This window comes from Cognatitamlana onchidii (genome assembly GCF_004804355.1).
GTDB classification, from domain to species: domain Bacteria; phylum Bacteroidota; class Bacteroidia; order Flavobacteriales; family Flavobacteriaceae; genus Cognatitamlana; species Cognatitamlana onchidii.
On record NZ_SRWZ01000003.1, the window covers coordinates 427934 to 448209 of the forward strand.

General features: G+C 34.3%; 18 protein-coding genes. 10 read left to right on the forward strand and 8 right to left on the reverse strand.

Features of this window, described 5'->3' with window-relative positions:
- Positions 1-11: 11 nt before the first annotated feature.
- The 4 genes from E5D58_RS08120 to E5D58_RS08130 form a co-directional block, all read right to left on the reverse strand.
- The gene (locus E5D58_RS08120) at positions 12-2627 is read right to left on the reverse strand and encodes an MGH1-like glycoside hydrolase domain-containing protein (RefSeq protein WP_136481350.1); all 2616 of its coding nucleotides are present in this window, start codon (positions 2625-2627) and stop codon (positions 12-14) included.
- A 339-nt stretch (positions 2628-2966) separates the two neighbouring features.
- Entirely contained in the window at positions 2967-3794 is an 828-nt protein-coding gene (locus E5D58_RS08125; RefSeq protein ID WP_136481351.1) for a mechanosensitive ion channel family protein, read from the reverse strand.
- Between the two features lie 24 nt (positions 3795-3818).
- Positions 3819-3992: a hypothetical protein gene (locus E5D58_RS14955; protein ID WP_168796661.1), complete on the reverse strand. Its 174-nt coding sequence runs from the start codon at positions 3990-3992 to the stop codon at positions 3819-3821.
- A complete protein-coding gene (locus E5D58_RS08130; protein ID WP_136481352.1) occupies positions 3992-4567 on the reverse strand; it encodes an RNA polymerase sigma factor in 576 nt (191 codons plus the stop codon). Before E5D58_RS08130 ends, E5D58_RS14955 begins: the two co-directional genes overlap by 1 nt.
- 231 nt (positions 4568-4798) lie before the next feature.
- Here E5D58_RS08130 and E5D58_RS08135 point away from each other — a divergent pair, with 231 nt between their 5' ends.
- On the forward strand, positions 4799-6511 hold the full coding sequence (locus E5D58_RS08135; RefSeq protein ID WP_136481353.1) for a hypothetical protein: 1713 nt from the start codon (positions 4799-4801) through the stop codon (positions 6509-6511).
- Positions 6512-6523: 12 nt separating this feature from the next.
- On the opposite strand, the gene E5D58_RS14960 is transcribed toward E5D58_RS08135, so the two are convergent.
- Together E5D58_RS14960 and lpdA are read right to left on the reverse strand one after the other, a co-directional pair.
- Positions 6524-6664 carry a hypothetical protein gene (locus E5D58_RS14960; protein WP_168796662.1) on the reverse strand — a complete coding sequence of 47 codons (141 nt, stop codon included), beginning with the start codon at positions 6662-6664 and terminating at the stop codon, positions 6524-6526.
- A gap of 131 nt (positions 6665-6795) precedes the next feature.
- Positions 6796-8196, reverse strand: coding sequence for a dihydrolipoyl dehydrogenase (gene lpdA / locus E5D58_RS08140; protein WP_136481354.1), 1401 nt, complete (start codon positions 8194-8196; stop codon positions 6796-6798).
- A gap of 226 nt (positions 8197-8422) precedes the next feature.
- On the opposite strand from lpdA, the gene smpB reads away from it, so the two are divergent.
- Entirely contained in the window at positions 8423-8881 is a 459-nt protein-coding gene (smpB, locus tag E5D58_RS08145; protein ID WP_136481355.1) for an SsrA-binding protein SmpB, read from the forward strand.
- Between the two features lie 51 nt (positions 8882-8932).
- Positions 8933-9490 (forward strand): hypothetical protein, encoded by a 558-nt coding sequence (locus E5D58_RS08150; RefSeq protein WP_136481356.1) that lies wholly within the window; start codon positions 8933-8935, stop codon positions 9488-9490.
- Between the two features lies 1 nt (position 9491).
- Here the strand turns inward: E5D58_RS08150 and E5D58_RS08155 are convergent, their stop codons facing one another.
- Positions 9492-10133 carry a protein-L-isoaspartate(D-aspartate) O-methyltransferase gene (locus tag E5D58_RS08155; RefSeq protein ID WP_136481357.1) on the reverse strand — a complete coding sequence of 214 codons (642 nt, stop codon included), beginning with the start codon at positions 10131-10133 and terminating at the stop codon, positions 9492-9494.
- 156 nt (positions 10134-10289) lie between these two features.
- On the opposite strand from E5D58_RS08155, the gene E5D58_RS08160 reads away from it, so the two are divergent.
- The 7 genes from E5D58_RS08160 to miaA are packed head-to-tail and all read left to right on the forward strand — an operon-like array spanning position 10290 to position 18750.
- Positions 10290-11249 (forward strand): Gfo/Idh/MocA family protein, encoded by a 960-nt coding sequence (locus E5D58_RS08160; protein WP_136481358.1) that lies wholly within the window; start codon positions 10290-10292, stop codon positions 11247-11249.
- A gap of 1 nt (position 11250) precedes the next feature.
- Positions 11251-12141, forward strand: coding sequence for a 3-hydroxyacyl-CoA dehydrogenase family protein (locus tag E5D58_RS08165; protein WP_136481359.1), 891 nt, complete (start codon positions 11251-11253; stop codon positions 12139-12141).
- Positions 12142-12175: 34 nt separating this feature from the next.
- The gene (locus E5D58_RS08170; protein WP_136481360.1) at positions 12176-12844 is read left to right on the forward strand and encodes a YggS family pyridoxal phosphate-dependent enzyme; all 669 of its coding nucleotides are present in this window, start codon (positions 12176-12178) and stop codon (positions 12842-12844) included.
- A gap of 15 nt (positions 12845-12859) precedes the next feature.
- Positions 12860-14227 (forward strand): exonuclease domain-containing protein, encoded by a 1368-nt coding sequence (locus E5D58_RS08175; RefSeq protein ID WP_136481361.1) that lies wholly within the window; start codon positions 12860-12862, stop codon positions 14225-14227.
- Positions 14224-16185, forward strand: a complete 1962-nt coding sequence (locus tag E5D58_RS08180) for a DUF3857 domain-containing protein (protein ID WP_136481362.1) — start codon at positions 14224-14226, stop codon at positions 16183-16185. The genes E5D58_RS08175 and E5D58_RS08180 overlap by 4 nt, the downstream gene beginning before the upstream one ends.
- 20 nt (positions 16186-16205) lie before the next feature.
- On the forward strand, positions 16206-17051 hold the full coding sequence (locus E5D58_RS08185; protein ID WP_136481363.1) for an ion transporter: 846 nt from the start codon (positions 16206-16208) through the stop codon (positions 17049-17051).
- A gap of 55 nt (positions 17052-17106) precedes the next feature.
- On the forward strand, positions 17107-18750 hold the full coding sequence (gene miaA / locus E5D58_RS15195; RefSeq protein WP_136481364.1) for a tRNA (adenosine(37)-N6)-dimethylallyltransferase MiaA: 1644 nt from the start codon (positions 17107-17109) through the stop codon (positions 18748-18750).
- Here the strand turns inward: miaA and E5D58_RS08195 are convergent, their stop codons facing one another.
- Positions 18751-20271 (reverse strand): DUF4097 family beta strand repeat-containing protein, encoded by a 1521-nt coding sequence (locus tag E5D58_RS08195; protein WP_136481365.1) that lies wholly within the window; start codon positions 20269-20271, stop codon positions 18751-18753.
- Between the last annotated feature and the right edge of the window lie 5 nt (positions 20272-20276).

The window sequence follows — 20276 nt, forward strand, 5'->3', positions numbered from 1 at the left end:
TGAATACAAACTTAATCCATTTCCATTATTAGGTTAGCAATGAGTGCTGTCCATCCAGTTTGATGGGAGGCTCCTAAGCCCCTTCCATTATCTCCATCAAAAAACTCATAGAAAAAGTGTTCATTTTTAAAATGCTCATCTTTAGTAAACAACTTATTGGCATCTTCCGAATGGTACCTAAACTTTCCGTCCTCATTACTTTCAAAAAGTCTTACCAATCGTTTACTTAACTCATTTGCTATTTCTTTTAAATTAAGTTTATTACCAGAGCCTGTAGGGAATTCGTAAACATATGTTGGCCCATAGAACTCGTAATATTTTCTTAAAGACTGAATAATCATATAGTTTAAAGGCATCCAAATAGGACCGCGCCAATTAGAATTTCCACCAAACATATTAGAACGACTTTCTCCAGATTCATATTGAATTTGATGATGCCCATGATGTTGGAATACAAAAGGATGTTTTTCATGATATTTCGATAAGGATCTAATTCCATAATCTGATAAAAACTCATCTTCATCCAACATACGTTTTAATAAGTGTTCAAGTCTAAAACCACGCATAATTGAGAATAAATGATCTCCGTGTTCATTAGTTTCTTCAATATTAGATATTAAAGAGGCTAAATCTGGGCGTGTTCGTACAATATTTGCAGCTCTAACCTTAAATTCTTTCAGTTTTTCGTACAAATCTTGATTAATAATTTCAACAGCAAATAAAGGGATAATGCCGACTAACGATCTTACCCGCAATCTATCTGTAGCCCCTGTAGACATTTCAACAACATCATAATAGAATTTATCATCATCATCCCAAAGCGATATATCTTTCTTTCCAATATGATGCATAGCCCAAGCAATATTTAAAAAGTGCCTAAAAAACTTGGCAGCAGACTCTTCGTAAATCTTATTTGTTTTGGCTAGTTCAAGTGACATTCTAAGCATATCTAAAGCAAACATGGCCATCCAACTCGTAGCGTCGGCTTGTTGCATTCTGGTAATACCCTTAGGCATATGATTACGATCAAAAACCCCAATATTGTCTAAACCAAGAAAACCGCCTTCAAACAAATCGGTTCCATTTTTATCTTTTTGATTTACCCACCAAGTAAAATTCAGCAATAGCTTTTGAAATGCTTTTTCTAAAAATTTTAAATCGCCTTTTCCTGCTTTTTGTTTTTCTTTCTCATAAACCGACCACACAGCCCAGGAATGTACAGGGGGGTTTACATCACTAAAATTCCATTCGTAGGCTGGTATTTGTCCATTTGGGTGCATGTAATTTTCGCGAAGTACTAATAGCAACTGCTCTTTTGCAAAATGCGGGTCTATTTCTGCAAACGATGCCATATGAAATGCTAAATCCCATGCAGCATACCAGGGATACTCCCATTTATCAGGCATTGAAATTACATCTCTATTTGTTAAATGCTGCCAGCTAAAGTTTCTTGCATTATGCCTATTTGGTTGAGACTCACCTGGCCCCCCAAACAACCATTTAAATACATCATTATAATAAAACTGTTTTGTCCATAATAACCCAGAAAAAGCCTTTTTAGCGATTGATTTATGCGTGCTAGGCAGATTTTTATCTAAAATATTTCCATAGAACTCTTCACACTCTTTAATTCTTTGATCAAAAATAGCATCAAAATCAGCCCATGGATCAGCTATTTTTCGCTTTTTTAAGCGCATTTTAACGCTCTTTGATTCTCCAGCTTTTAAAGATAATTTATGCCAAACTGCAAATTTAGAGCCTGTTTTCTTAGGGTTTACAGATGGCTTACCATGAATAACATAATCGTTAATACCATCTTTTACGTACTCTACTTCATTGGTGACGTTGTAAATACGCTTGTTGTTGGTTTCATTCTCACAAAACAATTGTTCACCGCTTTCATGATGAAGATAATACCTACCATTCCTAATGCTTCTTGATTGTACACAATTATCATTGGTAGACTTCATTGATGGTCTCTCAAATTTAATATTGTGTTTCCAAAAGTTTCTAAACCATAAATGTGGTAATACATGGATATCTGCTTCTTGATTTCCTCTATTTACCACCGTAACCTTCATTAAGATATCATCAACTCCAGCCTTTGCATATTCTATAAAACAATCAAAATAGTTCCCATCCTTAAAACAACCTGTATCTAATATTTCATATTCGTTTTCATCTCTACTTCGCTGGTTATTCCTTACCAAATCACCATAAGGAAACTTCCCTTGAGGATATTTATATAAATATTTACAATATGAATGTGTTGGCGATGATACCTGATGAAAATATAGTTCCTTGACATCTTCTCCATGGTTACCTTGATTATTCGTTAACCCAAAAAGGCGTTCCTTTAAAATATCATCTTTACCGTTCCAAAATGCAGGTGCCAAGCACAAAATTTCTCGTGAATCTGTAAAACCACCTATGCCTTCTTCACCCCATCTATAGGCATTACTTCTTGCTTTATCATGATCTATAAATTCCCAAGCTTCTCCATAAGGGCTATAATCTTCTCTTACTGTTCCCCATTGTCTTTCTGCTAAATAAGGACCCCATTTTTTCCAGTTTTTATACGGATTAGACATGGCCAATCGCTCTGCTTCTTTTCCTTTGTTTGTCATGTAATGCTCAATTTAAAAATTTCAATAAACTTCTACTGTACTGCTTTTAGCAATACGGTAAACTCATTCGTAATGTCTTAATAGGAAAGCGTAATTGTTTAGAAGAAGTTTGGCTAAATATAAAAGAAAAACTCCCTTGAAGCAAGAAAATTTAATGGTTACCATACATTTTTTTAACATTTAGTTAAAACCACCATTAGCTTTTCAAAATTAAAAGGCTTTTTAACTTTGTGCAATAAAAAAGCCCTTCTCGTTAATAATGAAAAGGGCTTATATTATGTAGAGAGCTTTTCGGAATACAGAAGAAAGTAACCAACCAAATTTAACCCTAACTTAAAGTTAATCCCGTATACTTACTTGACTCTCTACAATATCTTTAATTGGCACAACTAATTTACCTTGTTTTGTTTTTAACGTTATAGTTATATGATTTATTGACTCTACTTCACCATTTATATCCCCAAATTCAATTTTTTGACCAATCTCGTAAGTTTTTCGAGCATAAAAAGCCTTTAACAAATCACTTACCACTTTTTGAGCACCAAGACCAAAGGCCAATGCAAAGGCTAGAAGAAAACCAGCTAAAATGATGGTAACATTACTGGTAATTATAGCCGTATCTATTCCAGCTTGATTTAAAGCTGTAATTGATATAAAAACTAAAAGGAGCATGAAAACTATTTGACTTATCAGTTTTGAACCTGATAAATCCATAGATTCGAAAAACGATTTAATCGTCTTTTTAATAAAATTAGCCAATAACAAGCCTACGGTAAAAATGATTATTGCTGAGAACAACCTTGGTAGATATCCTAAAAAGTTTTTAATTTCTTCTGATACTATCGTTAGGTTTAAGATATCGGTAACAATTATGAGAATCATAATATACATGACCCATTTAACAAACTTGGTGATTATGGTTATGATATCAAAATTAAGTTTCTTACTTTCAAATAGCTCAATATCATTAATTTTATCATCTAGCTTATCGGCTTTTGCTAGTTTAAGAGCTCTTCTAATAATTCCAACAATAAGTTTGGTTATAAGCCAACCTATAATAATGATAGCTATAGCTCCTAATATGTTAGGTATCACCTTAGCTATTTCATTAGTCATTGTTGACAATGAGTGCATAATACCCTCGTTCCATGCCGTTATTTTTTCCATTTTGCCTAGTATATTCAGTTTTTGTTATTTGCTTCGTTTCTTAATGGTTCGCTCTACAATTTTAGCCATATCAACAGAAAACAACGTAGCTAAATCCATTAAAAGCTTAGCCGTAGCTATGTCGCTCATAACTTTCGCCTTTAATTCTTGAGGCACCTCTTTTAGTGGCTGATTTAATTGTTTAAAAGGATTATCCATCACTTTAAATTGTCATTATAAACTAGCTTCAATTTATCTTTAGCACGTTTAATTCTCATCTTTACGGCACTTTCTCCAATACCCAAAACACTTTCAATTTCTTTTATTGATAAAAAATCTTGGTATTTAAGTAGTAATATCATTTTCTCCTCTGGAGAAATTAGCTCTAAAGCCACCTTCAACTTATCTACCCTCATACTTAAAAAGCTAGCATCATCCTCTTCTTTTTCCGACAGGTTCTCTATGTCCTTATAGTCGACCGATTGCTTTTCAAATTTCTTGGCAGTACTTCTTGTTACATAATTTACACAATGATTATAAGTAAAAGCATATAACCATGTTGAAAATTTAGATTTACCTTTAAAACTAGATAACTTAACAAATAGTTTTAAAAAGACGTCTTGAGTTAAATCTTTAGCTTCATCTTCATCTTTTGAAAACCCATAACACTTATTGTACACCAAGGTTGAGTATCTATCATACAAAATCTCGAACAACAATGTGTTATTGGTTGTAACAATTGCATTTACCAAATCCTTGTCTGGCAGTTTACTAATATCGTCTAGGGTTTTCAAGTTTAGCTATTAGCTAATTTATTGGTTCTAAAAATTAAGACACGGTTTTAAAAAAAAGTCACCATAAAATCAAAAAAATACTTGAAATAAACGGTTAGTTGCATAAGCAGAATTTATAAAATTCTGCGCAATTCTAAAATCACTTTTTTTAATCATCTTAATGGGTTGAAAAACTCCTATAAATTTAGTAAATTTAAGACAACAAACCATTCACAATCAAATATTTACATAATGAGACCGATAATTTTGTGTTTAATTGCTCTAAGCCTTTTCTTTTCATGTAAAAAAACGAAAGAACAGCCAACAGAATTTGTGATATCGAAAACATCTAGTTCAAAATATGCTTGTGTACCACCTGTAACAGATGCTGCATGGTATAAAGAAAACAATATCGCCCCACTTTTAGATGGTTATGATGTTATTAACTATCCGATTACTACTAATAACCCTTTAGTTCAAAAATATTTTAATCAAGGGATGGCATTGGCGTATGCTTTTAATCATGCCGAGGCTGCCAGATCGTTTTATTACGCCACAAAACTAGACCCTAAATGCGCCATGGCTTTCTGGGGTTTCGCCTATGTTTTAGGACCAAACTACAATGCTGGTATGGAACCCGATAACTACGAACGCGCTTATAAAGCCATTCAAACTGCACTTACCCTTTCTAAAAACACCACTACAAAAGAAAAAGAATTTATAGAAGCTATGGCCATGAGATATGCGCCAGAGCCACCGCAGGATAGACATCAACTTGATGTAGATTATTCAAAAGCATTAAAAAAACTATACCAAAAATACCCCAAAGACTCTGAAATAAGCTCCCTATATGCAGAATCGATTATGAACTTACATCCGTGGGACTTATATGATAAATTTGGAGATGCTAAACCTTGGACTCCTGAAATTGTTAAGCTTCTAGAAACCCTAATAGATCAATACCCTAAACACCCTGGCGCGCATCACTTTTACATTCATGCTGTTGAAGCCTCAAATACGCCTGAACGTTCCAATGGTTCGGCTAAAGTTTTTGATCAAGGCCTAGTACCAGGCTCAGGGCATCTTTTACATATGCCCTCGCACACTTATATTAGAACAGGAGATTATCATAAGGGTACTCTATCCAATATAGCCGCTGTAAAAGCAGATAGCATCTATGTTACTACCTGCCATGCTCAAGGTGCTTACCCATTAGGATATTATCCACACAACTATCATTTTATGGCAGCCACGGCGACTCTAGAAGGTAATAGTCATTGGGCTATGATTGGTGCCAATAAAGTTTCTAACCATGTACATCCAGAGATTATGAAAGAACCTGGATGGGGTACTTTACAGCACTATTACACCATACCTTACTATGTAGCCGTAAAATTTAAAATGTGGGACGACATATTAAAAAGAGACCTAAAAACTTATGATTTAAAATACCCTAGTGCTATTAAACATTATGCCGAAGGTATGGCCTACCTTGGAAAGCATGATATAGAAAAAGCACAAGAAGCACTATATAAACTTGAAGTACTAGCCAAAGATGAAAGTTTAAATGATATCACTATTTGGGATATTAACTCTGTTTTTACGCTAGTTCAAATTGCAGAAAAAGTTTTAAGAGCTGAAATATTAGCCACTCAAGGTGATTATGAGCGTAGCATAAATTTATTAAAAAAAGCCGTTTTTATGGAAGATCAATTAAATTACAACGAACCGCCCGATTGGTTTTTCTCAATTAGACATCATTTAGGAGACAAACAAATTAAAGCCAAACACTATGAGGAAGCTATTACGACATATAAGGAAGATTTAGCGCACTTCCCAAAAAATGGCTGGGCTTATCATGGCTTGAAAAAGGCTTATACTGCACTTAATGATGTTGAAAATATTGCACAAGTAAACGGGCTTCTTTCAGAAAGTTGGGCACATGCAGATTTTGAGATTAAATAAAATCTTTAACTATTACTTGGCAACTTTCAAGCTTCTAAATGTTTGAAATTTAATTTCTCCTTCTATTCTTTTTGAAGGCGTTCCAGTAAACCAACCAAATCCTAAAAAAGGATTAAGAAGTTTATTGGAAGCTAATTTTTTTTTAGTTTTCATTTGTTGATTGATTTTGATTGATGTTGTGATTATATTATTAAAGACGACCGAAACAGAAAAAGGTTACATAAAAAGCAAAAAAAAAGCAGCTTTCCAGCTGCTTTTTTCTACTTATTTTTAAAATATGCTTTCTAAATATGTAAAGCCCTATCTTCGGTTGCTACTAAAGCCGCTTCCTTAATAGCCTCTGTAAATGTAGGGTGTGCATGAGACATTCTTGAAATATCTTCAGCAGACGCTCTGTACTCCATAGCAACAACGGCTTCAGCAATCATGTCGGCAGCCCGTGCTCCAATCATGTGGACTCCTAAAATCTCGTCGGTTGATTTATCTGCTAAAATTTTCACAAAACCATCTAAATCCATACTCGCTCTGCTACGTCCTAAAGCTCGCATAGGAAACGATCCTGTTTTATAAGCTATTCCCGCTTCTTTTAATTGCTCTTCGGTTTTCCCAACGGCAGCAACTTCAGGCCATGTGTAAACCACACCCGGAATTAAATTATAATCTATATGCGGTTTTTGTCCTGCAATAGTCTCAGCAACAAAAACACCTTCTTCTTCTGCTTTATGAGCCAACATAGCTCCTTTTACAACATCTCCAATGGCATAAATATTCGATGCCGACGTTTGTAAATGATCATCTACTTCAACCTGCCCTCTATCGTTTAATTTTACACCAGCTGCTTCTGCATTTAAGCCATCTGTATAGGGACGACGTCCGACAGATACTAAACAATAATCTCCTTTTATTTCAACCTCTTCACCTTTCTTATTGTCGGCCTTAACAATAACCTCATCTCCCACACGCTCTACCGACTTCACTTTGTGAGATACATTCATTTTAAACTTGGCCTTTTTAAACACTTTATTAAGTTCTTTTGATAAACCAGCATCCATAGTAGGGATAATTCTATCCATATACTCAACCACAGTCACCTCGGCACCTAAACGACGATATACCTGCCCAAGCTCTAAACCGATAACACCGCCTCCTATCACAATCATATGCTTAGGGATTTCTTTTAGCTTTAAAGCCTCCGTAGATGTTATAATACGCTCCTTATCAATATTAATAAATGGTAAACTTGACGGCTTACTACCTGTAGCGATAATGGAATTTTTAGCTTCAATTTCAACAGGCTCATCCCCAGCAATGGTAATATGTGTGGCATCCTTAAAACTCCCTAAACCTTGGTAAACATCAATGTTATTCTTCTTCATCAAGAAATCAATACCTCCAGTAGTCTGATCTACAACAGCTTGTTTTCTTGCTATCATTTTTTCTAAATTCACTTTAACATCTCCAGGGATCTCAATACCGTGTTCTTCAAAATGCTTGACTGCATCTTCATAATGATGTGAGGAGTCCAAGAGCGCTTTACTTGGTATACAGCCCACATTTAAACATGTACCACCTAGTGTTGCATATTTTTCTATTATGGCAGTTTTCATGCCTAATTGTGCACAACGTATAGCTGCCACATAACCTCCAGGACCCGAGCCAATAACGGCTACATCATATGAATTCATATTAATATTTATTTTGAATTTTAATTTTAAAAAATAGAATATCAAAAATACAAATGTTTTATTGGGCAGCAATGAAAATTAAGTGATATACTAAATAATTGTAATTCACTTAATGAAGGTGGTTATTATTTACGAAAATCTAATTATTTTAAACCTAGATAAACTTATTTTTTGAATCCTTTAATTTTAAAATGAAACTTCATAAAATTATGTAGTTTTGTGACGCATGCAAAAGACCATTAACATACAGAATAAAAAAGCTAGGTTTCAATACGATATCTTAGATAAATATACCGCTGGGATTGTTTTAACTGGTACAGAAATAAAATCTATTCGAAACAGTAGAGCCTCTATAGCAGAAAGTTTCTGTGAATTTAACGAACAGGGTGAACTCTTTGTGATAAATATGACTATTGAAGAGTATATTTATGGTACCTATTACAATCATAAACCAAAAGCAGAAAGAAAACTACTCTTGAATAAAAGAGAGTTAAAAAAGCTAAATAAAGAGGTGCAAAACACAGGACTAACCATTATACCACTTCGTTTATTTATTAATGAGAAGGGATATGCCAAATTAGATATTGCCCTAGCTAAGGGTAAAAAATTATACGATAAACGAGAAAGTATTAAAGATAGAGATAATAAACGTAATCTGGATAGAATAAAAAAAGCTTATAAATAATTTAGTCCTTCTTAATTCGTTTAATACATGTATTTACATAAACTTTAAAACATGAAAAAAGTATTTTTTGTTGTCTTATTACTGCTTATTTCTTTTAGAGTTTTAGCCCAGAACACCAGCAAAAAAGGAACTACTCAAGAACCCATAGAGTTTGAAATTGATAGTACCGTGGTGCTCACCATGGATAATATCATTAAGTCACTTTACACTGTTATTTCGGGAGAAAAAGGAGCAAAAAGAAATTGGAAACAGTTCAAATTTTTGTTCAAAAAAGATAGTAAGCTTATACCTTCTGGAAAAACAAAAAAAGACAATTACAAAGTTAACTTTATGTCGCCTGATGATTATATAAAATCGGCCACAAAGTGGTTTGAGTCAAACGGTTTTTATGAAAAAGAAATTTTAAGGCGGGTCGAATACTTTGGCAACATGGCTCATGCATTCAGTTCTTACGAATGTTTTCATTCTTTAAAAGATAAAGAACCTTTTATGAGAGGCATAAACAGTATTCAGCTTTTTAATGATGGTGACAGATGGTGGATAATCAATATATTTTGGGCTCAGGAGTCTGAGGAAAGCCCTATTCCAGAAGTCTATTTAAAACGATAAACTAGTTTTTATCCTCCAACAAAGGCACAAACCTAAACTCGCCAAACTCTTCTTGTTCAAACTCTTTAGGACCTTTTCTAGTAAACATGGTCATTACTTGAATATTATCTCCAACTGGAATAACCAAGCGTCCTCCAATTTTTAATTGTCCTAATAAAGCTTTTGGTACAAATGGAGCTCCTGCAGTTACAATAATACCATCAAAAGGAGCTTCCTCTTTTAAACCAATGTAACCATCTCCAAAAATAAGTTTCTTTGCACGATACCCTAATTTAGGCAAAAACTTACTCGTTTTTTTAAATAATTCATTTTGGCGTTCTACGCTATACACTTTTGCTCCCAGTTCACATAAAACCGCTGTTTGATAACCGCTTCCAGTACCAATTTCAAGAATTTTATCCCCGTTTTTAATATGTAATAGTTCCGACTGAAACGCTACCGTATAAGGTTGCGAAATGGTCTGATCTGCAGCAATAGGAAACGCCTTATCCTGATAAGCATGATCTAAAAAACTGGAATCCATAAACAAATGGCGTGGTATGTTACCAATAGCGCTCAATACAGCTTTATCTGTTATTCCCTTGTTTATTAAAACATTAACAAGTTGTTGTCTTAATCCTTTATGCTTAAAAGTATCTTTCAATTTGGTTTGGGTTTAGCAGGCTAAAATTAGGTAAAGATTTTTTAGAGTGAAACAATTTTAGAAGATTTAATTTTCAATAGAAAATCATCAAAAAAATAATGCCAATTATCTGTCTTCAACCATTAAAATCTTATTTTTGTTTAAAACCGAAACATTATGCTAAAAGCTGGAGTACTTGGTGCTGGTCACTTAGGAAAAATACACTTAAGACTACTTAATCAATCTGAAAAATATGAACTGGTTGGTTTTTTTGATGCTGATGAAGAAAATGCTAAAAAGGTAGTTGCCGAATTTGGCTATACCTACTTTAATTCTATTGATGCATTAATTGATGCAGTAGACGTGGTAGACATTGTAACTCCAACTTTATCGCATTATGATTGTGCTAAACAGGCCATAGCTAAGGGCAAGCATATCTTTATTGAAAAGCCAATAACTAACACCGTTGAGGAGGCTGAGCATATTAGAGAACTGTTAGCCGAAAATAATTTACGCGGACAAGTGGGGCATGTGGAACGCTTTAACCCTGCTTTTATTGCGGTTAAAGACGATATTAATGCGCCAATGTTTATTGAAACGCATAGACTTGCCGAATTTAACCCAAGAGGAACCGATGTGCCAGTGGTACTAGACTTAATGATTCATGATATTGATATTATATTGAGTATCGTTAAATCGAAAGTAAAACATATTTCTGCCAGCGGTGTTTCGGTAATTAGCGATACACCAGATATTGCGAATGCTCGATTAGAATTTGAAAATGGTTGTGTGGCGAATTTAACGGCAAGCAGGATTTCATTAAAGAAAATGCGCAAAGCAAGATTTTTTCAAAAAGATGCTTACATTTCTGTTGATTTTTTAACGAAAAAATGTGAAGTAGTTAAAATGAAAGACGCTCCAGAAAACCCCGGAGATTTTGATATGATTTTACAAAATGCGGAAGGTATTAAAAAGCAGATATATTTTGATAACCCTAGCATTCCGGATAATAATTCAATTTTAGATGAACTAGAAACTTTTGCAGAAGCAATAAATAATAACAGAGCCCCAATAGTTACTCTGCACGATGGCACCGAAGCATTACGCGTTGCCACCCAAATTATAAACAGTTTTTAATATGAAAAATATTGCTGTAATTGGAGCCGGAACTATGGGTAATGGTATCGCTCATACTTTTGCTCAAAGTGGTTTTAAAGTCCAATTAATTGATATAAACAAAGAGGCTCTAAAAACAGGCATTCAAACTATTGCTACCAATTTAGACAGAATGGTAAGCAAGGACAAAATCACAACGCAGCAAAAAACAGAAACCTTAAATAATATCACACTATTTACTAATATAAAAGAAGGTGTTGATTATGCCGCACTGGTCATAGAAGCAGCTACTGAAAACTTAGACTTAAAGCTAAAAATATTTAAGGAACTAGATTCTGTTTGTTCTGATAATGCCATTTTAGCTACCAACACGTCGTCTATTTCTATTACACAAATAGCTGCAGCCACAACCAAACCAGAACGTGTTATTGGTATGCATTTTATGAACCCTGTACCTTTAATGAAATTAGTTGAAATTATTAGAGGTTACAATACAAGTCATGAAGTGGCCCAGTCTGTCATGCAATTGGCTAAAACCTTAGAAAAAGTTCCTGTTGAAGTTAATGATTATCCAGGTTTTGTTGCTAATAGAATTTTAATGCCTATGCTAAATGAATCCATTGAAACACTTTACAATGGTGTTGCAGGTGTTTATGAAATTGATACGGTAATGAAATTAGGTATGGCCCATCCTATGGGTCCCCTTCAATTAGCCGATTTTATAGGATTAGATGTATGTCTGTCTATACTAGAAGTCATGCATAATGGATTTAAAAATCCTAAATATGCACCTTGTCCGTTGTTGGTTAATATGGTAAGAGCTGGTAAATTAGGTGTAAAATCTGGAGAAGGGTTTTATGATTATTCAGAGAATAAAAAAGCGGAAAAGGTTGCTTCGCAATTTTTAAAATAACAACAGCTTTATAAGCAGAATTCAACTACTTTTAATGTCGATAGCCAAAAACTTAGAAAAAGTAAAATCCACAATACCGGCTCACGTAACTTTAGTGGCTGTTTCAAAAACAAAACCTTTAAACGATTTATTACAAGCCTACCAATCAGGTCAGCGTATTTTTGGTGAAAACAAAATTCAAGAAATGGTTGAAAAGCATGAGGCGCTTCCCAAAGACATTGAGTGGCACATGATAGGCCATGTTCAGCGTAATAAGGTTAAGTATATGGCATCCTTTGTAAGCCTAATTCATGGTGTTGATAATTTGAAACTTCTTAAAGAAATTAATAACCAGGCCAAAAAACACGACAGAGTTATTAATTGTTTGCTTCAAATAAAAATAGCCTCTGAAGACTCTAAATTCGGAATGGATCTCAACTCAGCGGAAACCATTATTAAATCTGAAACCTTTAAAGAACTCAAGAATATCTGTATCGTTGGGGTCATGGGAATGGCTACTTTTACAGATGACAAAACTCAAATTGAAGTTGAATTTAGATCACTAAAATCTGAATTTGACCGACTAACACTTTTTAAATCAGACAATTTCACACCCCAAATTATTAGTATGGGTATGAGCGGCGACTATCAATTAGCTATAGCCTGTGGCAGTACTATGGTTAGAGTAGGAAGCAGTATATTTGGCGCAAGAAATTATAATTAGCTAAAAAAAGAGTATTTGTACGCAATTTTAGACATAGAAACGACTGGTGGAAAATATAATGAAGAAGGCATAACAGAAATTGCTATTTACAAATATGATGGCCATGAAGTCGTCGACCAATTCATTAGTCTTATTAATCCCGAACGGGAAATCCAGCCTTTTGTTGTTAACCTTACAGGTATAAACAGTAACATGCTGCGCAATGCCCCTAAGTTTTATGAAGTAGCTAAACGCATTGTTGAAATAACCAGTGACTGCATTTTGGTTGCCCATAATGCTCAATTCGATTATCGTATTCTTTGTACAGAGTTTAAAAGGTTAGGTTTTGAATATGATCGTAAATCGTTATGCACAGTTGAGTTATCTAAAGATCTTATTCCCGGACAGCCCTCCTACAGCCTTGGCAAATTGGTACGGTCTTTAGGTATCCCTGTAACGGATAGACATCGCGCATCTGGCGATGCCCTAGCAACCGTCAAATTGTTCAAAATGTTATTAGATAAAGATTCTAATAAGCAGATTATTCAAAACTCTGTAAGGCTTAATCCAAAACGTCAGTTGGATCCAAGGCATATTGATATTATTGAAGACTTACCTGCAATTACCGGGGTTTACTATATTCATAATGAAGAAGGAGATATTATTTATATAGGAAAAAGTAAAAACATCAAAAAACGTATCAATCAGCATTTTACTGGCACGAATGCCAAATCAAAAAAGATTCAGGCAAAAGTGGCTTCGGTAACTTACGAATCTACTGGTAGTGAACTCGTGGCCTTGTTAAAGGAAAGTGAAGAAATTAAACGTGTAAAACCCATATATAATAGAGCCTTAAGACGATCCATCTTCACACATGCCCTTTATTTCTTTAAAGATGAGCACAATTATATTAACCTGAAAATAGATATCGCTGATGGTCGAAAAAAACCAATTACTACGTTTAGCAACAGGCAAAGCGGAAAGAGTTTTATAACTAAAGCAGTAGAAGACTATAACCTTTGTCAAAAATTAACCGGTCTATACAAAACCAAGACAAGTTGCTTTAACTACGATATAAAATCCTGTGAAGGAGCTTGTATTCAAAAAGAACCACCAGAATACTACAACACGAGAGTTTCTAAACTTATTGATAAAAATAGTTACTCTAACAAAAACATGGTTATTATAGACAAGGGACGAGATATTGATGAAAAAAGTGCCATACTTATTGAAAATGGTATTTTTAAAGGTATCGGGTTTTTTAATCTAAATTATCAAATCACTAATCTGGAAGTGTTGTCGTCCATCATTACCCCTATGCAAAGTAACAGAGACACCCAACATATTATACAAAGCTATTTACGACGCAATAAACGTGTGAAAATTATCAATATTGATTCATGATTAGAAAAGCCCTTCTACCTTTAGTTTTGTTACTATCCTGTCAAAACTTCGCTCAAGAAAATTATAATTCAGAAACTATTATTGTTACCCATGGAGATATTTCTGCGACTACATTTAAAAAAGATTCTACGGCTAACGCTTTAGTTATTTTTGAATCTGGGAAGTCTTACGTTCACAGGGGGGAATACGACTTAAGAACAGAAAAAAAAATCAAAATTAAAATTCTTAATAAATCGGGGTTTGATAACGCAAATATTACTATACCACTTTATAATAACGAGAGAAGTAGGGAGAAAGTAAAAGATATTTTTGCAACGACCTACAACGAAATTGATGGGGAAATTGTAAGAACTAAATTAAAAGAAGAAAATATTTTCGAAGAAAAATATGACGAAAACCATACCCTAATAAAGTTTACACTACCAAACATAAAAGAGGGGTCTGTAATAACATATGGGTATAAAATTATATCTCCGTTTATGTTTAAATACCATGGTTGGCATTTTCAAGGTGACTTACCTAAACTATACAGTGAGTATAACACGAGTATTCCAGCAAATTGGACATATCATATCAAATTGGTAGGCGGTAAAAAGCTATCAGTAAATGAGTCAAAAATAGAAAAAAAATGTTTGGAAATGTCCTATGGGGCTTCTGCAGATTGTTCGGAAAGTATCTACGCTATGAAAGATATTCCAGCCTTTATTGAAGAAGATTACACAACAACTCGAGATAATTATCTGGCGCGTATTGAATATGAATTAGAGTCTTTTCAGGGTATGGATGGCGTTATAAAACATTATACAAAAACCTGGAAAGATGTTGATAAAGAATTAAGGACCGACAAGGAAATTGGAAAACAATTAAAAAAAACACTCGATTTAGAGGATTATTTTGACGCGAGCCTGATAAACGAAAAAGACGAACTAAAAAAAGCAAAAGCCATCTATAATTTTGTGCAAACTAATTATAAATGGAATGGAGCTTATAACATTTTCAATGATGTATCGATTAAAGACCTTCAAAAGAACAAATCTGGTAATGTTTCATCAATAAATATTTTGTTGCACAATCTTTTAAAAGAAGCCAATATTAACGTAAAACCGGTGCTTTTATCCACCCGAAATAACGGGTTCCCTACAACTATTTATCCAGTATTATACGACTATAATTATCTCATAGCGCAAGTTACAATTAACAACAAAGACTATCTACTTGATGCCACAGACGAATACCTAAGCTTTGGTACAATTCCTTTTAGGTGTTTAAACCAATATGGTAGGCTGATAGATTTTAAAAATGGTAGTAAATGGATAGATTTAAAGGCCAATACTATATCTAGAGTTTTTTATAATGTAACCTTAGACCTTCAGGAAAATGATATGACAAGGGGCTCTGTTAATTCCAAAATAACTGGCTATCATGCCTTAAATTTAAAAAAGAAGTATTTCTCCAATAAAAATGGATACATAGAAAAACTGGATGGTCTGAATGAAGACCTAGAAGTCACAAATCTTACAATTGACTGCAACAATAAAACGAGTCCTGAATTTAAAGAATCTTACACCATTGAGTATTTTCCTGAGGATACTGGAGACAACATATATCTAAACCCATTTTTCATCACCTTTTTTGATGAAAACCCTTTTAAACTTCAAGAGCGCTCTTACCCCATCGATTTTGGTTATACAGACACGTATTACTACGCTGTAAAATTAAATTTACCAGAAGCCTACACTATTGCTGAGGCACCAAAGGATTTAAAAATGATGCTTCCTAACAATGCAGGTCAGTTTATGCTTAGTTCAAAACAAATGGGAAAAGCTTTAGTTTTGAACTTAAGGATTAGCTTTAAAGAGTCCATATATCCACCGGAATACTACCCATATTTAAAAGAGTTTATGAATAACATAGTTGATATTCAAAACAATTCGTTGGTTGTGCTTAGAAAAAAGTAAACTTCACTATTTTTGAATATATGAGAAGTAAAAGTTGGAAGGACTGGAAAACCAAACTTCATGATATTATTTATGAAGCAGAGACGCCTGCCGGTAAACTATTTGACATCATTCTTCTGATAGCAATTATTGCCAGTATAATACTGGTTATGCTTGAGAGTGTTGAAAGTTTTGATAACAAATTTCACAACTTCCTTAACATTTCAGAATGGATTATTACCATTCTGTTTAGTATTGAATATGTTGCAAGAGTTATCACAGTAAAAAAACCATTAAAGTATATTACAAGTTTTTACGGTGTGATAGACTTATTGTCTACAATTCCAAAGTACATTTCTTTACTTTTTGGTGGGATCCATGCCCTGGCAGCATTGAGAGCTCTGCGCTTATTGCGCGTTTTTAGAATTTTAAAATTGGCAAGGTACTTAGGTGCTTCCCAAGTGCTTACTTCAGCCATTAAAGCTAGTAGAGCCAAAATTTCGGTGTTTTTGTTTGCAGTGCTCATACTATGCGTCATTTTTGGAACTCTTATGTATTTAATAGAAGGTGAAGCAAGTGGTTTTACTAGTATTCCTGTTAGTGTATACTGGTGTATTGTAACCCTAACAACGGTAGGCTTCGGAGATATTGCTCCTGTGACCCCAATTGGGCAGCTTATAGCGGCGCTTATTATGATTTTAGGGTATGGAATTATTGCTGTGCCAACAGGCATTGTTTCTGCTGAGTACACCAACCGTCATAAGAATGATAAGCACCCAAACGATCATGTACAGCTGAACTCTCATTCCTGTGAAAACTGCCTAGCAGAACACCATAGCGATCGTGCTGAATTCTGCTATAACTGTGGTAAAAAGCTTAAGAGTTAATCAAGGCCCCTGCCCTGCATTTAATCTAATTCAGGTATTTTAAGGGTAAAGGTTTGTGCAATCCTTTTTTCAATTTAACTTTGCTTACAACAAAACACCAGGTGCAATAGAGACACAAACAAAATATCTAATTTCCGTCATTGGCCCAACAGCTATAGGAAAAACAGCTTTAAGCATTGAGCTTGCAAAACACTTTAATACCGATATTATTTCTGCAGATTCAAGACAGTTTTTTAAAGAAATGCAAATAGGTACTGCAGCGCCAACATCGGAAGAATTATCACAAGCTAAACATCATTTTATTCACAACAAATCTATTAAAGAACATTACAGTGTTGGTTCTTTTGAAAAAGAGGCTCTGCACTGCTTAGAGAATTTGTTTCAAACCAAAGATATTGTGATTATGGTTGGTGGCTCTGGACTATATGTTGATGCTGTCACCAAGGGTCTTGATACTTTTCCTGATGTAGATTCAAGTATAAGAAACCAATTGAATACAGATTTAGAAACAAAGGGACTAGAGTATTTGCAACAGCAATTAAAAAAATTAGATCCGCAATCGTTTCGCACCATCGCCATTGATAACCCGCATCGCGTTATTAGAGCTTTAGAAATTTGTCTCGGTACCAGACAGCCCTTCTCATCTTTTTTAAACAAAGAGAAACGGGTACGTCCTTTTAAAACCATTACTATTGGGCTAACTGCGGAACGAGAGCTCATATATAATCGCATTAATCAGCGCGTTGATATTATGATTAAACAGGGTTTGATTGATGAAGCTAAAACCTTGTTACCGTACAAGGAACTCAATGCTCTAAATACGGTTGGATATAAAGAAATTTTTAATGCTTTAGAAGGTCATACTGAAATAGATGTGGCAATCTCTGAAATTAAAAAAAACACGCGAAGATTTGCAAAACGTCAACTCACATGGTTTAAAAAGAATACTGCAGCATATTGGTTTGATTATAACACACCAATATCTTTTATCATTGAGAAAATAGAGTCTATTATTAGGTTTAAATCCAATGAATTTGTTTTAGATAATCCTGTTTGGTTTGCATTAACCGAAAAGCAGCAAGACCCATGTTTAAAACTTAATAAGCTAAAATTCTACGCACCCGAATACGCCCCTTTTGGAGCCTTTATAGGTCCTCAAGATAGCACTGCTGCCATTGAATCCTATTCTAAATTAATAGACACCTTCTATATAGTTGGCAATAAACCAAAGGTTCCTGCTCATTTTAAGGAGCCCGTAAAATATATAGGCTTACAAATGATTAATTATAATAAAATAAATCACCCTATTACAACTAATATTGTTGAACTTAAAAGTAATCATCACAAAGATTTAATTGATTTGGTCAATATGGTATATCCAGATTTTTTTAAACCAAAAACTTTTTTGCTAGGACGATATTATGGTATATACCGAAACAACAAACTGGTTGCTGCAGCTGGAGAGCGTATGCAAACGCAAAATTTCACAGAAATTAGTGCTGTAGTCACCCATCCAAAACATGTAGGCAAAGGTTTTGCTAAACAACTTATTACACATGCTACCAATGAGATATTCAGGAATAATAAAATCCCTTTTCTGCATGTTGATGAAACCAATTTAGGTCCCATACAATTATATAAAAAACTTGGGTTTTCGGTAAGAAGAAAAATGGCATACTGGAAAGTTGATGCCAAATAGCTATTGAGTTACTACATTGCTATACTTAGCGCTAATAACAATACTTTTTCCCGAAGCTAGACTTCCGGACGAAAAATTGGACGTGTTTTCTTTTGATAGTTTCTCAGGGTGTGAAAATCGACATCTCGTTCCTTTAAATTGAAAACTACAATCAACCTTCGGAAGCGTTATAAGGGCATCTCCATTTTGAAGAATAATATTCATACTTGTAAAATCATCGCCTATATTATCAATCCTCAGGTCTCCAATATTAGCATCTATTATAGCACTTTCAAGTAAGTTTGTCACATCAATATTAGAGGATATTGAATTTAAAACAATGTGTTTTACATTATTCAATTCTGCCTGCTCCACATAGTTTAAATTTAGCTTTCCTAAATTCCAATTAGAAACTTGTACAGGAGAATAGGAGGCATTGATGGAAGTTTGACTTCCATCAATGCTATTAGCTTTAAACTTTGTATACGCTAAATCTGCTTTTAAATTTAAAATAGCGCTTGCAAACTCTATCTCCCCATGTCGTACATCTACTTTAAGCTTAGCCTTTTTCGGCATCTTAATCTTTATCGTTTTTTTAACCTTATTACTGGGTTTTTTGAGCATTAAGTCTTGTATTTCCTCTTGGCGATCTTCCAGCAGCCTAATACGTTCATGCTGTCTAACTGCTCGTTCTTTTGTTCGCATTGCTCTTTCCTGGGCGCGTGCTGCCGTGCGTTCCGCATGAGCCACATGTCTTTCTACTTCTTGTTCAATAATTGTGGCATGGCGTTCACCCAAAGTTTCCATACGTTCAACAAATTCTTCTGTATTAAACTCCTGTTCATACTTCTCTGCCCATTTTTCAATCTTGTCTGTATATTTATCTTTCCATTCTTTACTAAATGATTCTCCCCAAGCCTCCATTTCTCTTACAAAATCTTCACCGTACTTTTCTTCAAACTCTTTCGCATAGAATTCTAAATACTTATCGCCATCTTTCTTATAGGCCTCATAATCAAATTTTATAGCTTTAACACCTTCTGGCAATTTTGGCAACCTTGGAAGTTCTGGAATTTCCGGCAATTCTGGAAGTTCTGGAAATTCATGCGGCTCAACTACTACATCTAACTCGACATCCGGTAGCTTGGCAAGCTCATATTGTAATTCTTTTAAAACTGCCTTAACAACGTCTTCATCTCTATGGTGACCAATACTATAAACCCATGTTTTATAACCACTGCCATCAGTTTTCACAGCCACTTTATCTAGCGAAGCATCAATATCTAGTTCCCACGCTTCAAGAGCTTCTTGCAATTCATCGGGACTTAAATCATCGGCTTCTACATATGCCTCCACTTCTACAACATCTCTGTTCCACGTGTCGAATATAATGTTACATTGACTCGTATTAAGATCAATTTTAACATCTTTATTTACTTTAATAGATTGTGAAACCTTGGTTAATTTCTCCTGAGCCATTATCCAACTGCTGCAAAAAAGCAGCGTAGATAAAAGCATTATTTTTATTAATTTTCTGTTCATTTTTT